The following is a 22,737-nucleotide window of genomic DNA, read 5'->3' on the forward strand; positions in this document are numbered from 1 at the left end:
AAATGCCCGCAGCAATGCGGGCATTTTTGTATCTACCCCAACAACACCCCATTACCTGTAGCCGCTGCCGAGCCTGCGACCGAGCGCGAAGTGCGCCGTAAAGCGCTCGCTACGGTGGCGAGGACTACGTCCTCGTGCGCAGCCTCGCAAGCTCGGGAGCGGCTACAGGGATCAGGCTCAGCCGTCGCTGAATTGCAGGGCCGCCAGGCGCGCATACAAGGGGTTGCTGGCAATCAGTTGCTGGTGGGTACCCACCGCGACCAGCCTGCCCTGGTCCATGACCGCGATCCGGTCGGCATTCTTCACCGTGGCCAGGCGATGGGCGATCACCAGGGTGGTGCGGTTCTTCATCAGGCTGGGCAAGGCCTGCTGGATCAGATGCTCGCTTTGCGCGTCCAGGGCACTGGTGGCTTCGTCCAGTAGCAGGATCGGCGCGTCCACCAGCAAGGCACGGGCTATCGCCAGGCGCTGGCGCTGGCCGCCGGAAAGGCCAAGCCCGGCATCCCCCAGGTGGGTCTGGTAACCCTCGGGCATCTGTTCGATGAACTCATGGGCATAGGCGATTTTCGCCGCTTCCTGGACCTGGGCCAGGGTCGCTTCGGGATTGCCGTAGCGAATGTTCTCCTCGATGCTGCCGTAGAACAGCGCCGGGCTTTGCGAAACCAGGGCGAAGCAGCGGCGCAGGTCCAGCGGGTCGAGCTGGGTCAGGGCCATGCCATCCAGCAGGATCCTTCCCTGCTGCGGGTCGTAGAAGCGCAGCAACAGATCATAAAGAGTGGATTTACCGGCCCCGGAAGGCCCCACCAACGCCAGGGTTTCTCCGGCCCGGATGCTCAGGCTCAAACCATCGATCGCGAAGCGGTCGGGCCGCGACGGATAGGAAAACCGCAGACCGTCCAGCTCCAGATCACCCCGCACACGCGCCGGCAGGCTTACCAGCCCGTCGGCGGGCGGCTGGATGATATTGTCTGCCCGCAACAATTCGGCAATCCGCTCCGCCGCACCGGCCGCGCGCTGCAACTCGCCGATCACTTCGCTCAGGGTGCCGAAGGCACTGCCGACAATCAGACTGTAGAAGACGAATGCCGCCAGCTCGCCGCCGGAGATGCGCCCGGCAATCACGTCCATGCCACCGACCCAGAGCATCACCCCCACCGCCCCCAGCACCAGGACGATCACCAGAGTGATAAGCCAGGCACGCTGGACAATCCGCTTGCGCGCCGTGTCGAACGCCTGCTCCACGGTCACGGCAAACCGCCGTTCATCCTGGGATTGGTGGTTATAGGCCTGGACCGTCTTGATCTGGCCCAGGGTTTCCGAGACATAGCTGCCGACATCGGCAATCCGGTCCTGGCTCAAGCGCGACAGGCTGCGCACCCGCCGACCGAAGATCAGGATTGGCGCCAGCACCAGCGGCAAGGCGATGACCACAATGCTGGTGAGCTTGGGGTTGGTGACAAACAGCAGCACGATCCCCCCCAGCACCATCAGCGCATTGCGCAAAAACAGCGACAGCGAAGACCCGATCACCGATTGCAGCAAGGTGGTGTCAGCGGTCAAGCGCGACTGGATTTCCGAGCTGCGGTTGTTTTCGTAGAACCCGGGATGCAGGTAGATCAGGTGGTTGAACACCTGGCGACGGATATCCGCCACGCAACGCTCGCCAATCCACGACACCAGATAAAAGCGCACAAAGGTGCCCACCGCCAGCGCCAGCACCAGCAGCAGGAACAGGCCGATGGACTGGTTCAACAGATGGGGCGATTGAGTCATGAAGCCCTGGTCCACCAACAGGCGAATGCCCTGCCCCATGGACAGGGTAATGCCGGCGGTAACTATCAGTGCCAGCAAGGCGCCAAGCGCCTGCCAACGGTAGGGAGCGACAAAGCGGCTGGCCAGATGCAGCGCCCGGCGGTGACGAGAAGAAAGCATGCTGTTCATCCATTGACGCACCAGCGAGCCGTTCGTTGCAGCGACGACAACGAAATGAATTCGCAGGAACTTTGGTAAATCACAATGAGTCAGGTTGATTATGACCGCTGACACTAGAGCCTAGAGATTATCGGTCTAATCCGTGGCTGGCACTCCCCAGGTATTTCTGTTGGAGTGAAGTCGCCGGGCCAGCCCTCGCGGCGGTCTGTAACAGCTTGGTCACCCGGCCATTCTAAAGTAAGCACACAACCTGATGAGGAGACAGGCCATGTCCTTGCAACACAGCAGCAATGACAAGATTCAAGTGATCCGTACCCAGCCGAACCAGTCTCTGGGGTGTGCCATCATCGACGCCCAGGGTCGCGAAGTACCTATTACTGAAGACATGATCCAGAACGCCTGCCGCGAACTGGAAAAGCGACTGGTCAAGCCTGCTCGGCAAGATTGACACATAGCCTCACGTCCTCTTGACCCGGCCTTGCAGCCGGGTTTTTTATGCGCGACTTCAGGCTTCCCTGGCACCCAAGGCACGGACGATCCGGCTCAAGACCGCGGACTGGCCCTGGATGCGCACTTCCAGGCCGTCGATCTCACGGCGCTCCGGATAATGCTTGCGCAGACCATCGAAAGCGCTGCGCTGCTGAGCTACATCGTCCGACAGGCTACGGCGAAAATCCGCATCGTCGCGACGCGGGTCATACACGGCACGGCAGATCATCGCCAGGGCCCAGGCCGGATCCGCATTGGCATTCAGGCTGACCTGAGGCACCCAGGGCGCCGGCAGCAAGGCCGACAGGCTGACCTGCTCGGCCTGCCCGAGGAAACGGCAGTAGGCCTGGTAGATCTGCGCCGTGCCCCGTTGCTTGCCGTCCAGGCTGTAACCGGCGATATGCGGCGTCGCCAGCACGCAGAGGTCCGCCAGGGAAGCATCCACCGTCGGCTCCTCTTCCCAGACATCCAGCACCGCCTGCAAGTCCTCGCGCTGGCGCAGCACCTCAGCCAGGGCCCGGTTATCCACCACCGGGCCACGGGCAGCGTTGATCAGCCAGGTGCCGTGCCTGAGCCGGCTCAGCCGCTGGCGATCCAGCAGGTGCCAGGTGGAGTCTGGCCCGCTCTTGGTCAGGGGCGTGTGCAGGCTGATGACATCGCAACGCTCAAGCAATTGCTCCAGGCTGACATAGTCGCCGCCTTCCGCCGCCTGCCGCTGCGGATCGCAGACCAGCACATTCCAGCCCAGGCCGCGCAGCACCTCGATCAGGCGCCCACCCACTTCACCGGCACCGACCACGCCATAGCAACGCTGCGCCAGGTCCACGCCTTCGATCTCGGCCAGGGTCAGCAGGCTGCCCAGCAAATAGTCCACCACGCCGCGGGCATTGCAGCCCGGGGCACTGGACCAGGTGATCCCGGCCTGCTGGAAATATTCCAGGTCCAAGTGATCGGTGCCGATGGTGCAGGTGCCGACAAACCGCACTGGGCTGCCTTCCAGCAACCGGCGATCGACCTGGGTCACCGAACGCACCAGCAACACATCTGCCTGCGCCACGGTCGCCCGGTCAATGGCGCGCCCGGGGAAACGCCGGATCTCGCCGAAACCGGCAAAGAACTCTTCGATCAGGGGGATATTTTCGTCGGCAACAATCAACATGGCAGGCTCCTCTGGCGGAGCCGCAGTGTAGGCGCAGATGCCAGGCCGGGCTAGCACGGCATGTACACCAACCGGCATTTTCACCACCCCCTGCGCTTACAAATCCACAACACGGGATGTTTTCCTGACTGAGATGTCAACGCGTAGACTGTCGCGTCCTGCGCAACACCACCTATGGACGCTACGCCCCGTGAATTCCGTGACTGACTCCCCTGCCGCCACCGCCACCAGCCGCCCTGCCCGGGTCGGCCGTGAACTGCATGACCTGCTGGTACTGGCCCTGCCCATCATGATTGCCCAGGTGGCCACCACCGCCATGGGCTTTGTCGATGCCGTGATGGCCGGCCGGGTCGGCCCGCGGGATCTGGCAGCCGTCGCCCTGGGCAACTCGATCTGGATTCCGGTGTTCCTGTTGATGACCGGCACCCTGCTGGCCACCACGCCCAAGGTGGCGCAGCGCTTCGGCGCCGGCAACCTGCACGAGATCGGCCCGCTGGTGCGCCAGGCGCTGTGGCTCGCCCTGGTGGCCGGGATCTCGGCCCTGCTGATACTGATCAGTGCCGAGCCGGTGCTGCATCTGATGAATGTCGATCCTGAACTGATTCAGCCCTGCATGGGCTACCTGCACGGCATCGCCAGCGGTTTGCCGGCGGTAGCGCTGTACTACGTGCTGCGCTGCCTCAGCGATGGCCTGGGCCGCACGGTGCCGAGCATGGTCATCGGCCTGGGAGGCCTGGCCCTGAACATCCCCATCAACTACATCTTCATCTATGGCCATTTCGGTGTACCGGCCATGGGCGGCGTCGGTTGTGGCTGGGCCACGGCCATCGTGATGTGGGCCATGATGCTGGGCATGGCCGGCTGGATTTTCTGGGCACCGGCCTACCGCAAGATCCAGTTGTTCAGCCGCTTCGACTGGCCGCAAGGGGCGATGATCGGGCGCTTGCTGAGCATCGGCCTGCCCATCGGCATTGCAGTGTTCGCCGAATCGAGCATTTTCGCGGTGATCGCCCTGCTGATCGGCAGCCTGGGGGCCACGGTGGTGGCCGGGCACCAGATCGCCCTCAACGTCAGCGCCCTGATGTTCATGATTCCCTACTCCCTGGCCATGGCGGTGACCGTGCGGGTCGGCCAGGCCCTGGGACGCCAGCAGCCACGCAACGCGCGCTTCAGCGCCGGCGTCGGCATGGCCACGTCACTGGCCTACGCCTGCCTTTCGGCGAGCCTGATGTTCTTCCTGCGCGAACCCATCGCCACCATCTACACCACCGACCCAATGGTGATTCAGGTCGCTTCGATGCTGATTGTGTATGCGGCGCTGTTCCAGTTTTCCGATGGCATCCAGGTCACGGCGGCCGGCGCATTGCGCGGCTATCAGGACACTCGGGTGACCATGATCCTGACCCTGTTCGCCTACTGGGGGATTGGCTTGCCGGTGGGCTACACCCTGGGCCTGACCGACTGGTTTGGCCCGGCGCGGGGCCCGAGCGGCCTGTGGGAAGGCCTGATCGTGGGCTTGAGCTGCGCGGCGCTGATGCTGTCGATCCGCCTGACCCGCAGCGCGCGCAAGCAGATCCGCATCAGCCGCTCGGCGGGTTAATCGAGCTTCTTGCGGATCCAGTAGAGGTAGGTGCCTGCCTCTTCCTGCTGCGCTACCAGTTCATGGTCGAGAAACACGCAGAACTTGGGAATGTCGCGGCGGGTGGAGGGGTCGGTGGCAATCACCTTCAACAGCCCGCCTGGCGGCAGGTCGCGGATGTGCTGGTGCAGCATCATCACCGGCTCCGGGCAGTTGAGGCCGGTGGCGTCGAGGGTGCCGTCAACCGGCGTATCAATAATCTGACTCATGAATCACTCCTGAAACTGGCCGGCATTGTCGCGCAATGCCGCCATCGGTTCATCTGTTGCCGTTATTCCACGGCCCCGGTCCTGCCGTAGGAACTGGCTTGCCAGCCAAGTCTTCCTCACGCCTTGCACCAGTGCGGGGCCTTTTTCGCCGGCAAGCCGGCTCCGACCAGTAAGCGGGCGGTGTTGCGGGTACTACGCCGACTTGGGCTTTTTCAGATCCAGGCGCCGCAGGTGGCAGGTGACTTCCTCGCGGTCGTGGTACAGCTGCTTGCAGCCAATGGCCACGCGAATGCCCCGGGCCTTGAAGCCTTCTTCGATGCGTTCCAGCAAGCGCTTCACTTCGGCATAGCGCTGCTTCATCGGCAGCTTGAGGTTGACCACCGCCTCACGGCAGTGCCCCTCGCCGATCCAGGTCTCCAGCAGCGCGGCGTTGCGCGCCGGTTTCTCGACGATGTCGCAGACCATCCAGTCCACCGGCTGCCTGGGTTTGTAGGTAAAGCCGTCCGCCATCAGGTGCTGCACCAGGCCGGTGTCCATCAGGCTTTCAGCCATGGGGCCGTTGTCCACGGCGGTCACCAGCATGCCGCGGTTGACCAGTTGCCAGGTCCAGCCACCCGGGGCAGCCCCCAGGTCGACGCCGGTCATGTCGCCATGCAGACGCTCGTCCCACTGGTCCCGAGGAATGAAATGGTGCCAGGCCTCTTCCAGCTTCAGGGTCGAGCGGCTCGGCGCTTCCCGGGGGAATTTCAGCCGTGGAATACCCATGGGCCACATGGCTGAGTTGCCGGCATCAGCCAGGCCGACAAAGACTTCCCGACCGCTCTTGAAGGTCAGCAACAAGCGCGGCTTGGTCGCGTCGTCCACCAGCTTGCCGGCAGCGGTCAGGGCCTTGCGCAGGGGGGCTTCGAACTTCTTGCAGAAGTTGGACAGTTCCTTGCCATCGTTGGTGTCCACCACTTCCAGCCACAGGCTGCCGCACTGCGGGAAGTTGGCCAGGTAGGCAAGAATCACGCTGATGCGGTCGGTTTCCGGCAGGTCGATGAAGCCGCCCCGGGCCCACTGCCGGGGAAAGATCAGCTCCGGGAAGCGCAGGCCCTGCATCAGACGCTGGGCCCCGTCGTCCTCGGTGCAGATGAACTCGGCGCAGGCGGTGCTGGGCTTGGCCTTGGCATAACCGGCGACATTCAGCCGGGCCGCGTGATCGGCGATCTCGGAGCAGACTTCGCCCTCGAAGCCGGGCCGGCAATGGATAAACAGGGTGTTCATTGAATCTCCTGGGCAAATGGCGATGAATCGATGCGCAAACCTGCCCTGTAGCAAAGCCTGTCACGAAAACCGGCGCATGATAACCGAGTTCGGAACCTTGGACTTGCGCCAGCAGTCCAGTGATTAGCCATAAGCGCCAAACAGAGCTAGGTTAACTCTCTGTCCGTATCACAGGCCCGTAGCCGTGCGGGCCACAAGGAGTCATTCAATGCCATCCCTCGATAGCCTGAAAACCCTTAAAACCCTGAAAGTCGACGACAAGACTTATCACTATTTCAGCCTGCCGGACGCCGCCAGGAGCCTGGGCGATATCGACACCCTGCCCATGTCGCTGAAAGTCCTGCTGGAAAACCTGTTGCGCTGGGAGGACGACAAGACCGTCACCGGCGCCGACCTCAAGGCCATCGCGGCCTGGCTCAAGGAGCGCCGCTCCGACCGCGAGATCCAATACCGCCCCGCGCGGGTGCTGATGCAAGACTTCACTGGGGTACCGGCGGTGGTCGACCTGGCCGCCATGCGCGCCGCCATGGCCAAGGCCGGTGGCGATCCGCAGCGGATCAACCCGCTTTCACCAGTGGACCTGGTGATCGACCATTCGGTGATGGTGGACAAGTTCGCCAGCAGCAGCGCCTTCGAGCAGAACGTCGACATCGAGATGCAACGCAACGGCGAGCGCTATGCCTTCCTGCGCTGGGGCCAGAGCGCCTTCGACAACTTCAGCGTGGTACCGCCGGGCACCGGCATCTGCCACCAGGTCAACCTGGAATACCTGGGGCGCACGGTCTGGACCAAGGACGAGGACGGCCGCACCTATGCCTTCCCCGACACCCTGGTGGGCACCGACTCCCACACCACCATGATCAATGGCCTTGGCGTACTGGGCTGGGGCGTGGGCGGGATCGAAGCCGAGGCGGCGATGCTCGGCCAGCCGGTGTCGATGCTGATTCCCGAAGTCATCGGCTTCAAGCTCACCGGCAAGCTCAAGGAAGGCATCACCGCCACCGACCTGGTGCTGACGGTGACCCAGATGCTGCGCAAGAAAGGCGTGGTCGGCAAATTCGTCGAGTTCTACGGTGACGGCCTGGCCGACCTGCCCCTGGCGGACCGCGCCACCATCGCCAACATGGCGCCGGAGTACGGCGCCACCTGCGGCTTCTTCCCGGTGGATGAGATCACCCTGGACTACCTGCGCCTGTCCGGCCGTCCGAGCGAGCTGGTGAAACTGGTGGAGGCCTACAGCAAGGCCCAGGGCCTGTGGCGCCTGCCGGGCAAGGAGCCGGTATTCACCGACAGCCTGGCGCTGGACATGGGCACCGTAGAAGCCAGCCTCGCCGGCCCCAAACGACCGCAGGACCGGGTTGCACTGCCCAACGTTGCCCAGGCTTTCACTGACTTTCTCGACCTGCAGTTCAAACCCACCAGCAAGGAAGAAGGCCGCCTGGAAAGCGAAGGTGGCGGTGGTGTGGCGGTGGGCAATGCGGACCTGGTGGGAGAAGCCGACTACCAGTACGACGGCCAGACCTATCGCCTGAAAAACGGTGCCGTGGTGATCGCGGCCATCACCTCCTGCACCAACACCTCCAACCCCAGCGTCATGATGGCCGCCGGCCTGGTGGCGAAGAAGGCCGTGGAAAAAGGCCTGCAACGCAAACCCTGGGTCAAGAGCTCGCTGGCCCCGGGCTCCAAGGTGGTGACCGACTACTACAAGGCTGCCGGCCTGACGCCCTACCTGGACCAACTGGGCTTCGATCTGGTGGGCTACGGCTGCACCACCTGCATCGGCAACTCCGGCCCGCTGCAGGAGCCGATCGAGAAAGCCATCCAACAGGCCGACCTCAGCGTCGCCTCGGTGCTGTCGGGCAACCGCAACTTCGAGGGCCGGGTGCATCCACTGGTGAAAACCAACTGGCTGGCCTCGCCGCCCCTGGTCGTGGCCTATGCCCTGGCGGGCACGGTGCGCATCGACATCAGCAGCGAACCTCTGGGCCAGGGCAAGGACGGCCAGCCAGTGTACCTGCGGGACATCTGGCCCAGCAGCAAGGAGATCGCCGACGCCGTGGCCCAGGTCAACACCCGGATGTTCCACAAGGAGTACGCCGAAGTGTTCGCCGGGGATGCACAGTGGCAAGCCATCGAAGTGCCGCAGGCCGCCACTTATGTGTGGCAGGACGACTCCACCTATATCCAGCACCCGCCGTTCTTCGATGACATCGCCGGCCCGCTGCCGCAGATCACCGATGTCAGCGGCGCCCGGGTACTGGCCCTGCTGGGGGACTCGGTGACCACCGACCACATCTCCCCGGCCGGCAACATCAAGGCCGACAGCCCGGCTGGCCGCTACCTGCGGGACAAGGGCGTGGAACCGCGGGACTTCAACTCCTACGGCTCACGCCGCGGCAACCACGAAGTGATGATGCGCGGCACCTTCGCCAACATCCGCATTCGCAACGAAATGCTCGGCGGCGAGGAAGGTGGCAACACCTTGTACATTCCCACCGGCGAGAAGTTGGCGATCTATGACGCAGCCATGCGCTATCAGGCCGACGGCACGCCGCTGGTGGTGATCGCCGGCCAGGAATACGGCACCGGTTCGAGCCGCGACTGGGCAGCCAAAGGCACCAACCTGCTGGGGGTCAAGGCGGTGATCGCCGAAAGCTTCGAGCGTATCCACCGTTCCAACCTGGTGGGCATGGGCGTCCTGCCCTTGCAGTTCAAGCTGGACCAGAACCGCAAGAGCCTGAAGCTGACCGGCAAGGAAACCCTGGACATTCTCGGCCTCAGCGGTACGGAACTGACGCCGCGGATGAACCTGACCCTGGTGATCACCCGTGAGGATGGCAGCCAGGAGAAGATCGAGGTGCTGTGCCGCATCGACACCTTGAATGAAGTGGAATACTTCAAGTCCGGCGGGATCCTGCACTACGTTCTCCGGCAACTGATTGCTTCCTGACGCTGCCTTGAAAAAACACCGCCTTCGGGCGGTGTTTTGCATTGGGCTGCCGTGCCTGGGTGAGGGGGTTATACTGCGCGCCCACCAAATCTGACTCACCGGTCGCAATGGCGACTACAGATCCGGCGCAGTACTACGTCTCTGCAATACCCATTCTTACGCAACAAGGATTCCCCATGACCGCTCTGCCATGGATGTACCTGGCACTTCTTTCCATTGGCTACGCACTGGCCCTGAGCTACGGGCAACTGGGCCTGCTGGCCGCCCTGTCGATCTTGCTGCTGTTGGCTGCCGGCTTCGCCGTGCGCCAGCAACGCAGCCGCGTCGGCCAGTACCTGGGCCACGGCCTGTTCGTGGTGCTCGCCCTGGCCCTGGCCATGCACTGGCTGCCCGGGTTCTACAATGGCCGGGCCATCGAGCCGCAGCGTTTCACTGACGATGCCGTGCCCTTCTCCCTGTACTTGAACCAGGACAAGCCGCTAATCGGCTTCTGGCTGCTGCTGGTATGCCCGTGGATAGTCGGGCGGCGCTCACTGCGCCTGTCGCTGTATGCCACCGCCGCGGCCCTGACTCTGTGTGCGGTAGCCGCACTGGGCGGCGCGCTGCTGCTGGGCATGATCACTTGGGCGCCAAAATGGCCGGAGCAGGCCTGGCTCTGGGTGCTGAACAACCTGCTGCTGGTGACCCTGGTGGAAGAGGCGCTGTTTCGCGGCTATATCCAGGGCGGCCTGAGCCGGCGCTTCAAGGCCCTGCCCTACGGCGAGAACCTGGCCCTGTTGTGCGCGGCGCTGCTGTTCGGCCTGGTGCACCTGGGCGCGGGGTGGCAATGGACCCTATTGGCAGGCATCGCCGGCGTCGGCTACGGTCTGGCCTATCGTTTTGGCGGCCTGGGGGCGGCGATAGCCACTCACTTCGGTCTCAACCTGCTGCATTTCGGCCTCTTCACCTACCCGATGCTGGCCGGATAACCCGTCAGCCGTTTTACCAAACCAGTACTTCAGGACTATTGACTGCCAAGGAAGAACGTCAATGATTAGCCCCCTCGTCAACGCCGGTTTATACCTGCCGGCGCTTTTTGCAAGCGACACATTCTGCCAATGAGACCCAGAGCCGATTATTGAAAAATAATTTCAATAATCGGTTGAAGCGGCCGACAACCTATCAAAGCCTTGCGGATTGAAAAACCATGCGTAATAACCAGCCTGTCACTCAGCGCGAACGTACCTTCCCGGCTCAACAACGGTTGATTTCCACCACCGACGCCAAAGGCGTGATCACCTACTGCAACGACGCCTTTGTCGAGATCAGTGGGTTCTCCCGTGAAGAACTGGTTCGCGCACCGCACAACCTGGTACGTCACCCTGATGTGCCGGCGGCGGTGTTCGCGCACATGTGGGGCACCTTGAAACAAGGCTTGCCATGGATGGGCATCGTCAAGAACCGCTGCAAGACCGGCGACCACTACTGGGTCAACGCCTATGTGACACCGATCTTCGAAGGCAGCCAGGTAGTGGGTTACGAGTCGGTACGGGTCAAGCCCACCGCCGAGCAGGTGCGTCGCGCCGAAGCTCTTTACCAACGCATCAACACTGGCAAGTCGGCCATTCCCAAGCGTGACAAGTGGCTGCCTGTGCTGCAGGACTGGCTACCGTTCATCCTGGTCAGCCAGCTGAGCTTCATGATCGGCGCCTGGCTCAACTCCCACTGGGGCTTCGCCCTGGCCGCCGCGCTCTCGGTGCCCCTGGGCCTGCTGGGCCTGAGCTGGCAGCAGCGCGGGCTCAAGCGCCTGTTGCGACTGGCCGAGCAGACCACCTCCGACCCGCTGATCGCTCAGATGTACACTGACAGCCGCGGCGCCCAAGCCCGCCTGGAGATGTCGATCCTGAGCCAGGAAGCGCGCCTGAAGACCTGTCTGACCCGCCTGCAGGACACCGCCGAGCACCTCAACGAGCAGGCCCGCCAGTCCGACACCCTGGCCCACAACAGCTCCAGCGGCCTGGAGCGCCAGCGGGTCGAGACCGAACAGGTGGCCACCGCGGTCAACCAGATGGCCGCCACCACCCAGGAAGTGGCCAGCCACGTGCAACGTACCGCCGACGCCACCCAGGAAGCCAATCGCCTGACTGGTCGTGGCCGCGATATCGCCGGGGAAACCCGCGAAGCCATCCAGCGCCTGTCGGTGGTGGTGGGCGAAACCGGGCTGACGGTAACCCAACTGGCCAAGGACAGTGACGAGATCGGCGGCGTCGTCGACGTGATCAAGGGCATTGCCGACCAGACCAACCTGCTGGCCCTGAACGCAGCCATCGAAGCCGCCCGTGCCGGTGAAATGGGCCGCGGCTTTGCCGTGGTGGCCGACGAGGTGCGTCAGTTGGCACAGCGCACCAGTGAATCCACCGGGCAGATCCATACCCTGATCGCCAAGCTGCAGCAGACAGCCGCCACCGCCGTGCAGACCATGGACGCCGGTCATCGTCAGGCCGAAGAAGGCGTGGCCCGGGTGCTGGAAGCCGACCAGGCACTGGTGGGCATCAGCGAAGCGGTGGCCAACATCACCGACATGACCACCCAGATCGCTGCCGCCACCGAAGAGCAAAGCTCGGTGGCCGAAGAGATCAGCCGCAACATCAGCACCATCGCGCAACTGGCGGATCAGACTTCGGAGCAGGCCCAGCATTCGGCCGAGCTCAGCGAAGCTCTGACCCGCACCGCGCACACCCAGTACTCGCTGGTGGAGCGCTTCAACCGCTAGCCCCCCCCTAGGGCCGGCAACAAAAAACCGGAAGCCAAGGCTTCCGGTTTTTTTATGCCCGCAAACCCACCCGACAACCGTCGGAGCGAACTTGCTGGCGATAAATCTTCACCGCGCTACAAATTCGAAGGCCGGGTGAACGCTTCGCGAGCAAGCTCGCTCCTACAGGATCAGGCCAGTGCTTGCAGGAACGCAGCGACCTTGGCCGCCGCTGACTCCAGATGCTGATCATGGGTGCAACCGGAGGCCTTCAGGGGCTTGAGATCGTGATCAGCGGCGGCCAGCCAGTACAACTCGATATTGGGTGCCAATGTGTAGGCCTCGACTGCCTGGCGATTGCCCAGGGCGTCACGCTCGCCCTGCACGATCAGGCTCGGCACTGACAGATCGGCCAGATGCGCCACCCGCGGTTTTTCCGGTTTGCCGGCGGCATGGAACGGATAGCCCAGGCACACCAATGCATCGGCCTTCAGTTCATCGGCCAGCAAACTGGCCATGCGCCCGCCCATGGACTTGCCGCCCACCGCCAACACCCCAGTGACATAAGGTCGCACCAGGGCATGCACCTCACGCCAGCATTCCTGCAGCCTGGGCGCCGGGTTGGGCGGGCGCTTACCGCCGTCCAGGCGCCGCTGGGCCATGTAGGGAAACTCGAAGCGCAAGACGTTCACCCCGTGCCCCGCAAGGCGTACAGCGATATCGTTCATGAACCCACTGTCCATGGGCGCGCCGGCGCCATGGGCGAGGACCAGGGTCGGTGCCGACCGCACCTCGACGCCCCGCGCGAACTCCCACAACCAGCCCCGCTCCCGCACGCACTGCGCCCATTGATCCCCGTCAATACTGGCCTTGTGCTCATTGCTCATGCTTGCCTCGCTTTTAGTCTGCCTATAACTCCAGACGAAGTGAGCGCGCCTTGCCGTGCGCAGTCGCTTTCACTTCAGCTGAACCGTGGATGGGGAACCATGAACACTTCTATCAGTACCGCCTACAACTACAAGGTGGTCCGCCAATTCGCCATTATGACGGTGGTGTGGGGCATCGTCGGCATGGGGCTCGGGGTTTTTCTCGCTGCCCAGTTGGTCTGGCCCGAACTCAACTTCGACTTACCGTGGACCAGCTTCGGCCGTCTGCGGCCATTGCACACCAACGCGGTGATCTTCGCCTTCGGTGGCTGCGCGCTGTTTGCCAGCTCGTTCTACTCGGTGCAACGCACCTGCCAGACCACGCTGTTCGCGCCGAAAATCGCCGCGTTCTGCTTCTGGGGCTGGCAATTGGTGATCCTCCTGGCGGCCATCAGCCTGCCACTGGGCTACACCAGCTCCAAGGAATACGCCGAACTGGAATGGCCGATCGACATCCTGATCACCATTGTGTGGGTGGCCTACGCCATCGTGTTCTTCGGCACCCTGATGCAGCGCAAGACCAAGCACATCTATGTGGGTAACTGGTTCTTCGGCGCGTTCATCATCACCGTGGCCATCCTGCACATCGTCAACAACCTGGAACTGCCGGTCAGCTTCACCAAGTCCTACTCGGTGTATGCCGGTGCGACCGATGCGATGGTGCAATGGTGGTACGGCCACAACGCCGTGGGCTTCTTCCTGACCGCGGGCTTCCTGGGGATGATGTACTACTTCGTACCCAAGCAGGCCGAGCGTCCGGTGTACTCCTATCGCCTGTCGATCGTGCACTTCTGGGCGCTGATCACCCTGTACATCTGGGCCGGCCCGCACCACCTGCACTACACCGCGCTGCCGGACTGGGCTCAGTCCCTAGGGATGGTGATGTCGCTGGTTCTGCTGGCGCCAAGCTGGGGCGGCATGATCAACGGCATGATGACCCTCTCGGGCGCCTGGCATAAGCTGCGCAGCGACCCGATCCTGCGGTTCCTGGTGGTATCCCTGGCGTTCTACGGCATGTCGACCTTCGAAGGTCCGATGATGGCGATCAAGACCGTCAACGCCCTCTCCCACTACACCGACTGGACCATCGGCCACGTACACGCCGGCGCTCTGGGCTGGGTTGCAATGATCTCCATCGGCGCGCTGTACCACCTGATCCCGAAAGTCTTTGGTCGCGAGCAGATGTACAGCACCGCCCTGATCAACACCCACTTCTGGCTCGCCACCATCGGCACCGTGCTCTACATCGCTTCGATGTGGGTCAACGGTATCGCCCAGGGCCTGATGTGGCGTGCGGTCAACGAAGACGGCACCCTCACCTACTCCTTCGTCGAAACCCTGGTGGCCAGCCATCCAGGCTTCATCGTGCGACTGGTGGGTGGTGCGATCTTCCTCAGCGGCATGTTCCTGATGGCTTACAACACCTGGCGCACCGTGCGTGCCGCAGTGCCAGCCGAAGTCAACGCCGCTGCGCAGATGGCCTGAGGAGTCCGCCATGAAACACGAAACGATTGAGAAAAACGTCGGCCTGCTGATGCTGCTGATGGTCTTCGCGGTGAGCATCGGCGGTCTGACCCAGATCGTCCCGCTGTTCTTCCAGGACGTCACCAACAAGCCGGTGGAAGGCATGAAGCCCTATACCGCCCTGCAGTTGGAAGGCCGCGACATCTACATCCGCGAAGGCTGCGTACAGTGCCACTCGCAGATGATCCGTCCGTTCCGCGCCGAGACCGAGCGTTATGGTCACTACTCGGTGGCCGGTGAAAGCGTCTGGGACCACCCGTTCCTGTGGGGCTCCAAGCGTACCGGTCCGGACCTGGCCCGGGTGGGCGGCCGCTACTCCGATGACTGGCACCGCGCGCACTTGTACAACCCGCGCAACGTGGTGCCCGAATCGAAGATGCCGGCCTACCCATGGCTGGTGACCGCACCGGTGGACAGCAGCCACACCGAAACCAAGCTCAAGGTCATGCGCACCCTGGGCGTGCCGTACACCGACGAAGACATCGCCGGCGCCACCGCCACGCTCAAGGGCAAGACCGAGATGGATGCCCTGGTCTCCTACCTGCAAGTGCTTGGCACTGCGATCAAGAGCAAGAGGTGAGCCATGGGTTTTGAACTCGATAGCGGCATGATTCGCGGCCTCGGGACCCTGGTGGTGATGATCGCCTTCGTCGGCCTGTCGATCTGGGTATTCAACTCCAAACGCAACCCCGAGTTTGCCCAGGCCCGCCTGCTGCCCTTCGCCGATGACCCGATGCCGGGCACGGCACCGGCCGGTAACACAACTGATGACGCTCAACCTCAAGAGCCTGTAACAAGGAGCATTCGGCCATGACCACCTTCTGGAGTACGTGGATCTGCGTACTGACCATTGGCAGCCTGATCGGCCTGACCTGGCTGCTGGTCGGCACCCGCAAGGGCGAGACCAAGGGCAGTGTCGACCAGACCATGGGCCACGCCTTCGATGGCATCGAGGAGTACGACAACCCCCTGCCGCAATGGTGGTTCCTGCTGTTTGCCGGGACCCTGGTGTTTTCCGTTGGCTACCTGATCCTCTACCCGGGTCTGGGCAACTGGAAAGGCATCCTGCCGGGCTATGAAGACGGCTGGACCCAGACCAAGGAATGGGAAAAGGAAATGGCCAAGGCGGACGTGAAGTTTGGTCCGATCTTCGCCAAATTCGCGGCCATGCCGGTGGAAGAAGTGGCCAAGGACCCGCAAGCGCTGAAAATGGGCGGACGTCTGTTCGCCTCCAACTGCTCGGTCTGCCACGGTTCCGACGCCAAGGGTGCCTTCGGCTTCCCGAACCTGGCGGACGACAACTGGCGGTGGGGCGGCAGCGCCGACACCATCAAGGCCACCATCATGGGCGGCCGCATGGCGGCCATGCCGGCCTGGGGCGAAGTGCTCAAGGAAGCCGGCGTGAAGAACGTGGCAGCCTACGTTCGCCACGACCTGGCCGGCCTGCCCCTGCCAGCCGACAGCGATGCCGACCTGGTAGCCGGACAGCAAGCGTTCAGCACCACCTGCGTAGCCTGCCACGGCGCTGACGGCAAAGGCACCCAGATCATGGGCGCGCCCGACCTGACCCAGCCCGCCGGCTTCATCTACGGCACCAGCCTGGCACAACTGCAACAGACCATCCGCCATGGTCGCCAGGGCCACATGCCAGCGCAGAGCGAACTGCTCGGCAATGACAAGGTGCAACTGCTGGCCGCCTACGTTTACAGCCTCTCCCACGGCAACAAGCCCCAGGCTGAAAACACCCAGTAAGACGAGTCACGGCAAGCTGCGGGTTCCCAACTTGCAGCTTGCCGCTCGCAGTTCAACTTCCCGCTCCTTTGCGACCAAGTGTCGCACCCTCTCCCGCAGCGCGTTTGCACTCATCTGATTCAGGTCTAAGCTTGCCCCGATGGGGACCGGCACGGGCTGGTCACAGGCCAACGGTATCCGTGACGTTCGAAGCTTCTGCTCGATGACAGGCCGCAAAGGCTGGTTTATACCGGCTGTCGACTCGCTTACCGCCTGTCAGCTGATCCATCAGCTTCTACACACCCGGTTACAACCGACCTGACACCCCCCGTTTCCTGTCCATCGCGACAGCTTGTCCGAGGGCATTTTTTTGTCCCTACTCGGCATAGGGAAAGGCCGCAGAATCAGGCATGGAACGCATTGACCCAGGTCATAGCGCGTTGCAATGACCCCCTGCTTTCTCCATACTTGCGACCGATTTTTATCCCTAATAAAACACCCAAACCGTGGAACCTTAGAATGAGCACAGCAATCAGTCCGACTGCTTATAACTATAAGGTAGTCCGCCAGTTCGCCATCATGACGGTGGTCTGGGGGATCCTTGGCATGGGGCTCGGTGTCTTCATCGCCTCACAACTGGTATGGCCGGAGTTGAACTTCGGTCTGCCGTGGACGACGTTTGGACGCCTGCGCCCGCTGCACACCAACCTGGTGATCTTTGCCTTCGGTGGATGTGCATTGTTTGCCACCTCTTACTATGTCGTGCAGCGAACCTGCCAGACGCGACTGATTTCCGACAGCCTCGCGGCCTTCACCTTCTGGGGTTGGCAAGCGGTGATCGTCGGCGCGATCGTGACCCTGCCACTGGGTTACACCACCACCAAGGAATACGCCGAACTGGAATGGCCCCTGGCTATCCTGCTGGCGATCGTCTGGGTCACCTACGGCCTGGTGTTCTTTGGCACCATCACCAAGCGCAAGACCAAGCACATCTACGTGGGCAACTGGTTCTACGGTGCCTTCATCGTGGTGACCGCGATGCTGCACATCGTCAACCACGCTTCCCTGCCGGTCAGCTTCTTCAAGTCCTACTCGGCCTATGCCGGTGCGACTGATGCGATGATCCAGTGGTGGTACGGCCACAACGCCGTGGGCTTCTTCCTGACCACCGGCTTCCTGGGGATGATGTACTACTTCGTACCCAAGCAGGCCGAGCGTCCGATCTATTCCTATCGCCTGTCCATCGTGCACTTCTGGGCGCTGATCACCCTGTACATCTGGGCCGGTCCGCACCACCTGCACTACACCGCGCTGCCGGACTGGGCCCAGTCCCTGGGCATGGCCATGTCGATCATCCTGCTGGCGCCAAGCTGGGGCGGCATGATCAACGGCATGATGACCCTCTCGGGCGCCTGGCATAAGCTGCGCACCGACCCGATCCTGCGCTTCCTCGTGGTTTCCCTGGCGTTCTACGGCATGTCGACCTTCGAAGGTCCGATGATGGCGATCAAGACCGTCAACTCGCTCTCGCACTACACCGACTGGACCATCGGCCACGTACACGCCGGCGCTCTGGGCTGGGTAGCGATGATCTCCATCGGCGCCCTGTACCATCTGATCCCGAAAGTCTTCGGTCGTCAGCAGATGCACAGCATCGGCCTGATCAACACCCACTTCTGGCTGGCTACCATCGGTACCGTGCTCTACATCGCCTCGATGTGGGTCAACGGCATCACCCAGGGCCTGATGTGGCGTGCAATCAACGATGACGGCACCCTCACCTACTCCTTCGTCGAAGCACTGCAAGCCAGCCACCCGGGCTTTATCGTCCGTGCTCTGGGCGGGGCGTTCTTCGCCGCCGGCATGCTGATCATGGCGTACAACGTGTTCCGCACCGTTCGCGCCTCGAACCCGGCAGAAGCTGAAGCCGCTGCTCAGATCGCTGTAGTTGGAGCTCACTGATGAAGCACGAAGTAGTCGAGAAGAATATTGGCCTGCTGGCCTTCTTCATGGTCATCGCCGTCAGCATCGGCGGCCTGACCCAGATCGTCCCGCTGTTCTTCCAGGACGTCACCAACAAGCCGGTGGAAGGCATGAAGCCGCGCACCGCGCTGGAACTGGAAGGCCGCGACGTCTACATCGCCAACGGCTGTGTCGGCTGCCACTCGCAGATGATCCGTCCGTTCCGCGCTGAAACCGAACGCTATGGCCACTACTCGGTGGCCGGTGAAAGCGTCTGGGATCACCCGTTCCTGTGGGGTTCCAAGCGTACCGGCCCGGACCTGGCCCGAGTGGGCGGTCGTTACTCCGATGACTGGCAGCGTGCGCACTTGTACAACCCGCGCAACGTGGTGCCCGAGTCGAAGATGCCGGCTTATCCGTTCCTCGTAGAAAACAAGCTCGACGGCAAAGACACCGCGAAGAAAATGGAAGTCTTGCGCACGCTCGGCGTCCCTTACACCGACGAAGACATCGCCGGTGCCAAGGATGCCGTGAAGGGCAAAACCGAAATGGACGCGCTGGTGGCCTATCTGCAAGGCCTGGGCACCATCATCAAAAGCAAACGGTGATCTAGATGGATATCGGGATGATTCGTGGCCTGGGCACCCTTGTTGTGATGGTGGCCTTCATCGGTTTGGCACTCTGGGTGTTCAGCCCCAAGCGCAAGTCCGAGTTTGAAGACGCAACCTTGCTGCCGTTCGCGGATGATCCCGACGCCATCAAGCACGTCGAGCAAGCTTCTAGGAGTAACAAAGAATGACTACGTTCTGGAGTCTGTACGTCACAGTCCTCAGTCTGGGTACCATCTTCGCCCTGACCTGGCTGCTGCTGTCGACCCGCAAGGGCCAGCGCGCCGAGCAGACCGACGAGACGGTCGGCCACTCCTTCGACGGGATCGAGGAGTACGACAACCCCCTGCCGAAATGGTGGTTCATGCTGTTCGTGGGCACCATCGTCTTCGCCCTGGGCTACCTGGTGCTGTACCCGGGCCTTGGCAACTGGAAAGGCGTTCTGCCGGGCTACAACTACCTCGATAACGAGAAGCAGACCCCATTCGCCAACGGCCAGTCCGGCTGGACCGGCGTCCACGAGTGGGAAAAGGAAATGGCCAAGTCGGACGCCAAGTTCGGTCCAATCTTCGCCAAGTACGCTGCCATGCCTATCGAAGAAGTGGCCAAGGACCCGCAAGCCCTGAAAATGGGTGGCCGTCTGTTCGCATCCAACTGCTCGGTCTGCCACGGCTCCGACGCCAAGGGCGCCTACGGCTTTCCCAACCTGACCGACGCCGACTGGCGCTGGGGCGGCGAGCCGGAAACCATCAAGACCACCATCATGGGCGGTCGCCACGCGGTGATGCCGGCCTGGCTGGACGTGATCAAGGAACAAGGCGTCAGCGACGTTGCCGCCTATGTCCTGACCAACCTCGACGGCCGCAAATTGCCTGAAGGCATCAAGGCCGATCCGGTCAATGGCCAGAAGCTGTTCGCCGCCAACTGCGCGGTATGCCACGGTCCGGAAGGCAAAGGCACTCCTGCCATGGGCGCGCCTAACCTGACCCACCCGGCAGCCTTCATCTACGGTTCGAGCTTCGCCCAACTGCAACAGACCATTCGTTACGGCCGTCAAGGCGTGATGCCTGCGCAGGAACAACTGCAAGGCAACGACAAGGTTCACCTGCTGGCGGCTTATGTCTACAGCCTGTCCCATGGTGACAAGCAGGCCGACGCCGAGTAAGACCGACGCCTGAAAGCAACACTCAACGGCCCCGCCAATCAACATTGGCGGGGCCGTTTTGTTTGCGCCTGGCATCGGCTGATGCTCGACGGGGGGTCACCCTTTCCGGCAACCTGGTAGCCAGGCTTCGACAATATGGCGGACTTCGAGACCTGCGGCGTATGCCTGCTCACCCCCTGTAAGAATTGAACGGCGCGACGTGCAAATGGGTCCATAATCCACAAGTCAATTGATTCAAGTCATTACACCATCAGTTGATTTCCCCCAACGCGACCAAAGGTCGCACCCTTGCGCTAGAGCTACAGGCGTATCATTGCGCCACTGCAACACCCCTTTTGACCGCGGTCGGCACGCATCGACCGAGGCATTTTTCCACTGCCGTGGGATGCAATGATGAGCAACCAGATTCCCGTACAAGACGTTACCCCGCCTGCCAAAAACGCGACCAACAGTGTCGATCTCTACGCCTCCAGGGAAAAAATCTACACCCGCGCCTTCACCGGCCTGTTCCGCAATCTGCGCATGCTTGGCGGCGCCGGATTGTTCCTTCTGTACTTCGGTACCGTGTGGCTCAACTGGGGCGGCCACCAGGCTGTCTGGTGGAACCTGCCGGAACGCAAATTCTTCATCTTTGGCGCCACGTTCTGGCCCCAGGACTTCATTCTGCTCTCTGGCCTGTTGATCATCGCCGCCTTCGGCCTGTTCTTCATCACCGTCTATGCCGGCCGCATCTGGTGCGGCTACACCTGCCCGCAAAGTGTCTGGACCTGGATCTTCATGTGGTGTGAAAAGGTCACCGAAGGCGACCGTAACCAGCGCATCAAGCTGGACAAGGCGCCCATGAGCGCCAACAAGTTCCTGCGCAAATTCAGCAAGCACAGCCTCTGGCTGCTGATCGGCTTCGTCACCGGCATGACCTTCGTCGGCTACTTCTCGCCGATCCGCGAACTGGTCATCGACTTCTTCACCGGCCAGGCCGATGGCTGGTCCTACTTCTGGGTCGGCTTCTTCACTCTGGCCACCTACGGCAACGCCGGCTGGCTACGGGAGCAGGTGTGCATCTACATGTGCCCCTATGCACGCTTCCAGAGCGTGATGTTCGACAAGGACACCCTGATCGTTTCCTACGACCCACGCCGTGGCGAAGCCCGTGGCCCGCGCAAGAAAGGCGCCGACTACAAGGCCCAGGGCCTGGGCGACTGCATTGACTGCACCATGTGTGTCCAGGTCTGCCCCACCGGCATCGACATCCGTGATGGCCTGCAGATCGAATGCATCGGCTGCGCAGCCTGCATCGACGCCTGCGACAGCATCATGGACAAAATGGAGTACCCCCGCGGGCTCATCAGCTACACCACCGAGCACAACCTCTCGGGGCAGAAAACCCATAAACTGCGCCCGCGCCTGATCGGCTATGCCCTGGTGCTGCTGGCCATGATCAGCCTGCTGGTTACAGCATTTTTCATGCGTTCACTGGTGGGCTTCGATGTCAGCAAGGACCGGGTGCTGTACCGCGAAAACGCCGAAGGCCGGATCGAAAACGTCTACAGCCTCAAGATCATGAACAAGGACCAGCGCGATCACACCTATGTGCTGGACGCCTCCGGCCTGCCGGACCTGAAGCTGCAGGGCAAGCGCGAAATCCACGTGGTGGCCGGCGAAATCGTCAGCATGCCGGTGGAGCTGTCGATTGCTCCCGAACAGTTGCCATCGACCACCAACGAGGTGAAGTTCATCCTCAAGGATGCCGACGATGACAGCGTCCATGTTGAAGCCAAGAGCCGGTTCATCGGCCCCCAAATTCGTTAAGAGAAGTGATCATGCCCGCAGCCACCGCCGCAAGCCCCTGGTACAAGCACCTCTGGCCCTGGATCATCATCGGCATCCTTGCCTGTTCCGTGACCCTGACCCTGTCCATGGTGACCATCGCCGTGAACAACCCGGACAACCTGGTCAACGACAACTACTACGAGGCCGGCAAGGGCATCAACCGCTCCCTGGACCGCGAGCTGCTGGCCCAGACCCTGAAGATGCGCGCCAACGTGCACCTCGATGAGCTGACCGGCGAAGTCGAACTGCGCCTGAGCGGTAACAGCCAGCCCAAGACCCTGGAGCTGAACCTGATCTCGCCGACCCAGCCGGAAAAGGACCGCAAGATCACCCTGGCCCGCAGCGAAACCGAACACGGGCGCTACATCGGCCAGCTGACCGACCAGGTCGAAGGGCGGCGCTTCGTCGAACTGCTGGGGGTCGAGGGAGACAAGACCTGGCGCATGTTCGAAGAAGAACAGGTCAGCCATGACAAGGACCTGCTGCTGGGCGACGAGCCCCTGCAAGGTGCCGAAGATCTGAACTGAGCAGTACCTGTCGTACATCGCCGGCTTGTCACCTCCCCAGCCCTTGCAGCGGGACCGGTGCGCCGGCGATGAGTTTTTCCCACATTACA

20 protein-coding genes are annotated in these 22,737 nt (G+C 62.4%); 15 read left to right on the plus strand and 5 right to left on the minus strand.

From position 1 onward, the window contains the following. Positions 1–177 precede the first annotated feature (177 nt). Entirely contained in the window at positions 178–1,941 is a 1,764-nt protein-coding gene (locus KCG88_RS25075) for an ABC transporter transmembrane domain-containing protein (RefSeq protein ID WP_199522589.1), read from the minus strand. A gap of 259 nt (positions 1,942–2,200) precedes the next feature. On the opposite strand from KCG88_RS25075, the gene KCG88_RS25080 reads away from it, so the two are divergent. Then, positions 2,201–2,380 (plus strand): PA1571 family protein, encoded by a 180-nt coding sequence (locus KCG88_RS25080; RefSeq protein WP_011060254.1) that lies wholly within the window; start codon positions 2,201–2,203, stop codon positions 2,378–2,380. Between the two features lie 57 nt (positions 2,381–2,437). On the opposite strand, the gene pdxB is transcribed toward KCG88_RS25080, so the two are convergent. After that, the gene (gene pdxB, locus KCG88_RS25085) at positions 2,438–3,580 is read right to left on the minus strand and encodes a 4-phosphoerythronate dehydrogenase PdxB (RefSeq protein ID WP_210713347.1); all 1,143 of its coding nucleotides are present in this window, start codon (positions 3,578–3,580) and stop codon (positions 2,438–2,440) included. 190 nt (positions 3,581–3,770) lie between these two features. Here pdxB and KCG88_RS25090 point away from each other — a divergent pair, with 190 nt between their 5' ends. Next, a complete protein-coding gene (locus KCG88_RS25090) occupies positions 3,771–5,180 on the plus strand; it encodes an MATE family efflux transporter (RefSeq protein ID WP_047284950.1) in 1,410 nt (469 codons plus the stop codon). On the opposite strand, the gene tusA is transcribed toward KCG88_RS25090, so the two are convergent. After that, positions 5,177–5,428 (minus strand): sulfurtransferase TusA, encoded by a 252-nt coding sequence (tusA, locus tag KCG88_RS25095; RefSeq protein ID WP_011060251.1) that lies wholly within the window; start codon positions 5,426–5,428, stop codon positions 5,177–5,179. The genes KCG88_RS25090 and tusA overlap by 4 nt on opposite strands. 192 nt (positions 5,429–5,620) lie before the next feature. Beyond that, a complete protein-coding gene (rlmM, locus tag KCG88_RS25100) occupies positions 5,621–6,694 on the minus strand; it encodes a 23S rRNA (cytidine(2498)-2'-O)-methyltransferase RlmM (RefSeq protein WP_015634804.1) in 1,074 nt (357 codons plus the stop codon). Positions 6,695–6,902: 208 nt separating this feature from the next. Here rlmM and acnA point away from each other — a divergent pair, with 208 nt between their 5' ends. The 3 genes from acnA to KCG88_RS25115 all read left to right on the plus strand — a co-directional run bounded on the left by acnA (position 6,903) and on the right by KCG88_RS25115 (position 12,396). Next, the gene (gene acnA, locus KCG88_RS25105) at positions 6,903–9,644 is read left to right on the plus strand and encodes an aconitate hydratase AcnA (protein WP_047284949.1); all 2,742 of its coding nucleotides are present in this window, start codon (positions 6,903–6,905) and stop codon (positions 9,642–9,644) included. Between the two features lie 176 nt (positions 9,645–9,820). After that, positions 9,821–10,612 carry a CPBP family intramembrane glutamic endopeptidase gene (locus KCG88_RS25110; RefSeq protein WP_047284947.1) on the plus strand — a complete coding sequence of 264 codons (792 nt, stop codon included), beginning with the start codon at positions 9,821–9,823 and terminating at the stop codon, positions 10,610–10,612. A gap of 218 nt (positions 10,613–10,830) precedes the next feature. Further along, a complete protein-coding gene (locus KCG88_RS25115; RefSeq protein ID WP_047284945.1) occupies positions 10,831–12,396 on the plus strand; it encodes a PAS domain-containing methyl-accepting chemotaxis protein in 1,566 nt (521 codons plus the stop codon). A gap of 170 nt (positions 12,397–12,566) precedes the next feature. Here KCG88_RS25115 and KCG88_RS25120 read toward each other — a convergent pair whose 3' ends face one another. Beyond that, positions 12,567–13,262: an alpha/beta family hydrolase gene (locus KCG88_RS25120; protein WP_210713348.1), complete on the minus strand. Its 696-nt coding sequence runs from the start codon at positions 13,260–13,262 to the stop codon at positions 12,567–12,569. Positions 13,263–13,361: 99 nt separating this feature from the next. Between KCG88_RS25120 and ccoN (KCG88_RS25125) the strand changes: the two genes are divergently transcribed. From ccoN (KCG88_RS25125) to KCG88_RS25170, 10 genes are all read left to right on the plus strand, one after another. After that, positions 13,362–14,786 carry a cytochrome-c oxidase, cbb3-type subunit I gene (gene ccoN / locus KCG88_RS25125; RefSeq protein ID WP_210713349.1) on the plus strand — a complete coding sequence of 475 codons (1,425 nt, stop codon included), beginning with the start codon at positions 13,362–13,364 and terminating at the stop codon, positions 14,784–14,786. Between the two features lie 10 nt (positions 14,787–14,796). Continuing rightward, positions 14,797–15,405 carry a cytochrome-c oxidase, cbb3-type subunit II gene (ccoO, locus tag KCG88_RS25130; RefSeq protein ID WP_015634784.1) on the plus strand — a complete coding sequence of 203 codons (609 nt, stop codon included), beginning with the start codon at positions 14,797–14,799 and terminating at the stop codon, positions 15,403–15,405. A gap of 3 nt (positions 15,406–15,408) precedes the next feature. Further along, positions 15,409–15,639, plus strand: a complete 231-nt coding sequence (locus KCG88_RS25135) for a cbb3-type cytochrome c oxidase subunit 3 (protein WP_047284939.1) — start codon at positions 15,409–15,411, stop codon at positions 15,637–15,639. After that, positions 15,636–16,577: a cytochrome-c oxidase, cbb3-type subunit III gene (gene ccoP, locus KCG88_RS25140; RefSeq protein ID WP_011060242.1), complete on the plus strand. Its 942-nt coding sequence runs from the start codon at positions 15,636–15,638 to the stop codon at positions 16,575–16,577. The genes KCG88_RS25135 and ccoP (KCG88_RS25140) overlap by 4 nt, the downstream gene beginning before the upstream one ends. A 498-nt stretch (positions 16,578–17,075) precedes the next feature. After that, a complete protein-coding gene (gene ccoN, locus KCG88_RS25145) occupies positions 17,076–18,518 on the plus strand; it encodes a cytochrome-c oxidase, cbb3-type subunit I (RefSeq protein ID WP_022643328.1) in 1,443 nt (480 codons plus the stop codon). Beyond that, positions 18,518–19,126, plus strand: coding sequence for a cytochrome-c oxidase, cbb3-type subunit II (gene ccoO, locus KCG88_RS25150; RefSeq protein ID WP_011060240.1), 609 nt, complete (start codon positions 18,518–18,520; stop codon positions 19,124–19,126). Before ccoN (KCG88_RS25145) ends, ccoO (KCG88_RS25150) begins: the two co-directional genes overlap by 1 nt. A 5-nt stretch (positions 19,127–19,131) precedes the next feature. After that, a complete protein-coding gene (locus tag KCG88_RS25155; protein ID WP_011060239.1) occupies positions 19,132–19,317 on the plus strand; it encodes a CcoQ/FixQ family Cbb3-type cytochrome c oxidase assembly chaperone in 186 nt (61 codons plus the stop codon). Then, positions 19,314–20,291, plus strand: coding sequence for a cytochrome-c oxidase, cbb3-type subunit III (gene ccoP / locus KCG88_RS25160; protein ID WP_047284937.1), 978 nt, complete (start codon positions 19,314–19,316; stop codon positions 20,289–20,291). Before KCG88_RS25155 ends, ccoP (KCG88_RS25160) begins: the two co-directional genes overlap by 4 nt. 393 nt (positions 20,292–20,684) lie before the next feature. Next, complete coding sequence (gene ccoG, locus KCG88_RS25165) at positions 20,685–22,100, plus strand: cytochrome c oxidase accessory protein CcoG (RefSeq protein WP_047284934.1); 1,416 nt, start codon at positions 20,685–20,687, stop codon at positions 22,098–22,100. Positions 22,101–22,111: 11 nt separating this feature from the next. Then, positions 22,112–22,648 carry a FixH family protein gene (locus KCG88_RS25170; protein ID WP_047336149.1) on the plus strand — a complete coding sequence of 179 codons (537 nt, stop codon included), beginning with the start codon at positions 22,112–22,114 and terminating at the stop codon, positions 22,646–22,648. The last annotated feature ends 89 nt before the right edge of the window (positions 22,649–22,737 follow it).

Source organism: Pseudomonas sp. MWU349 (genome assembly GCF_017947325.1).
In the GTDB taxonomy this organism is placed as follows: Bacteria; Pseudomonadota; Gammaproteobacteria; order Pseudomonadales; family Pseudomonadaceae; genus Aquipseudomonas; species Aquipseudomonas protegens.

What these genes read in the sequence shown, in the direction of transcription:
- pdxB (WP_210713347.1), bottom strand. Translation starts at nt 3,580, where the DNA reads ATGTTGATTGTTGCCGACGAAAATATCCCCCTGATCGAAGAGTTCTTT.
- rlmM (WP_015634804.1), bottom strand. Translation starts at nt 6,694, where the DNA reads ATGAACACCCTGTTTATCCATTGCCGGCCCGGCTTCGAGGGCGAAGTC.
- ccoP (WP_011060242.1), top strand. Translation starts at nt 15,636, where the DNA reads ATGACCACCTTCTGGAGTACGTGGATCTGCGTACTGACCATTGGCAGC.
- KCG88_RS25080 (WP_011060254.1), top strand. Translation starts at nt 2,201, where the DNA reads ATGTCCTTGCAACACAGCAGCAATGACAAGATTCAAGTGATCCGTACC.
- ccoO (WP_015634784.1), top strand. Translation starts at nt 14,797, where the DNA reads ATGAAACACGAAACGATTGAGAAAAACGTCGGCCTGCTGATGCTGCTG.
- KCG88_RS25170 (WP_047336149.1), top strand. Translation starts at nt 22,112, where the DNA reads ATGCCCGCAGCCACCGCCGCAAGCCCCTGGTACAAGCACCTCTGGCCC.
- KCG88_RS25135 (WP_047284939.1), top strand. Translation starts at nt 15,409, where the DNA reads ATGGGTTTTGAACTCGATAGCGGCATGATTCGCGGCCTCGGGACCCTG.
- KCG88_RS25110 (WP_047284947.1), top strand. Translation starts at nt 9,821, where the DNA reads ATGACCGCTCTGCCATGGATGTACCTGGCACTTCTTTCCATTGGCTAC.
- ccoN (WP_022643328.1), top strand. Translation starts at nt 17,076, where the DNA reads ATGAGCACAGCAATCAGTCCGACTGCTTATAACTATAAGGTAGTCCGC.
- tusA (WP_011060251.1), bottom strand. Translation starts at nt 5,428, where the DNA reads ATGAGTCAGATTATTGATACGCCGGTTGACGGCACCCTCGACGCCACC.
- ccoP (WP_047284937.1), top strand. Translation starts at nt 19,314, where the DNA reads ATGACTACGTTCTGGAGTCTGTACGTCACAGTCCTCAGTCTGGGTACC.
- KCG88_RS25120 (WP_210713348.1), bottom strand. Translation starts at nt 13,262, where the DNA reads ATGAGCAATGAGCACAAGGCCAGTATTGACGGGGATCAATGGGCGCAG.
- KCG88_RS25075 (WP_199522589.1), bottom strand. Translation starts at nt 1,941, where the DNA reads ATGAACAGCATGCTTTCTTCTCGTCACCGCCGGGCGCTGCATCTGGCC.
- acnA (WP_047284949.1), top strand. Translation starts at nt 6,903, where the DNA reads ATGCCATCCCTCGATAGCCTGAAAACCCTTAAAACCCTGAAAGTCGAC.
- KCG88_RS25115 (WP_047284945.1), top strand. Translation starts at nt 10,831, where the DNA reads ATGCGTAATAACCAGCCTGTCACTCAGCGCGAACGTACCTTCCCGGCT.
- ccoO (WP_011060240.1), top strand. Translation starts at nt 18,518, where the DNA reads ATGAAGCACGAAGTAGTCGAGAAGAATATTGGCCTGCTGGCCTTCTTC.
- ccoN (WP_210713349.1), top strand. Translation starts at nt 13,362, where the DNA reads ATGAACACTTCTATCAGTACCGCCTACAACTACAAGGTGGTCCGCCAA.
- ccoG (WP_047284934.1), top strand. Translation starts at nt 20,685, where the DNA reads ATGAGCAACCAGATTCCCGTACAAGACGTTACCCCGCCTGCCAAAAAC.
- KCG88_RS25155 (WP_011060239.1), top strand. Translation starts at nt 19,132, where the DNA reads ATGGATATCGGGATGATTCGTGGCCTGGGCACCCTTGTTGTGATGGTG.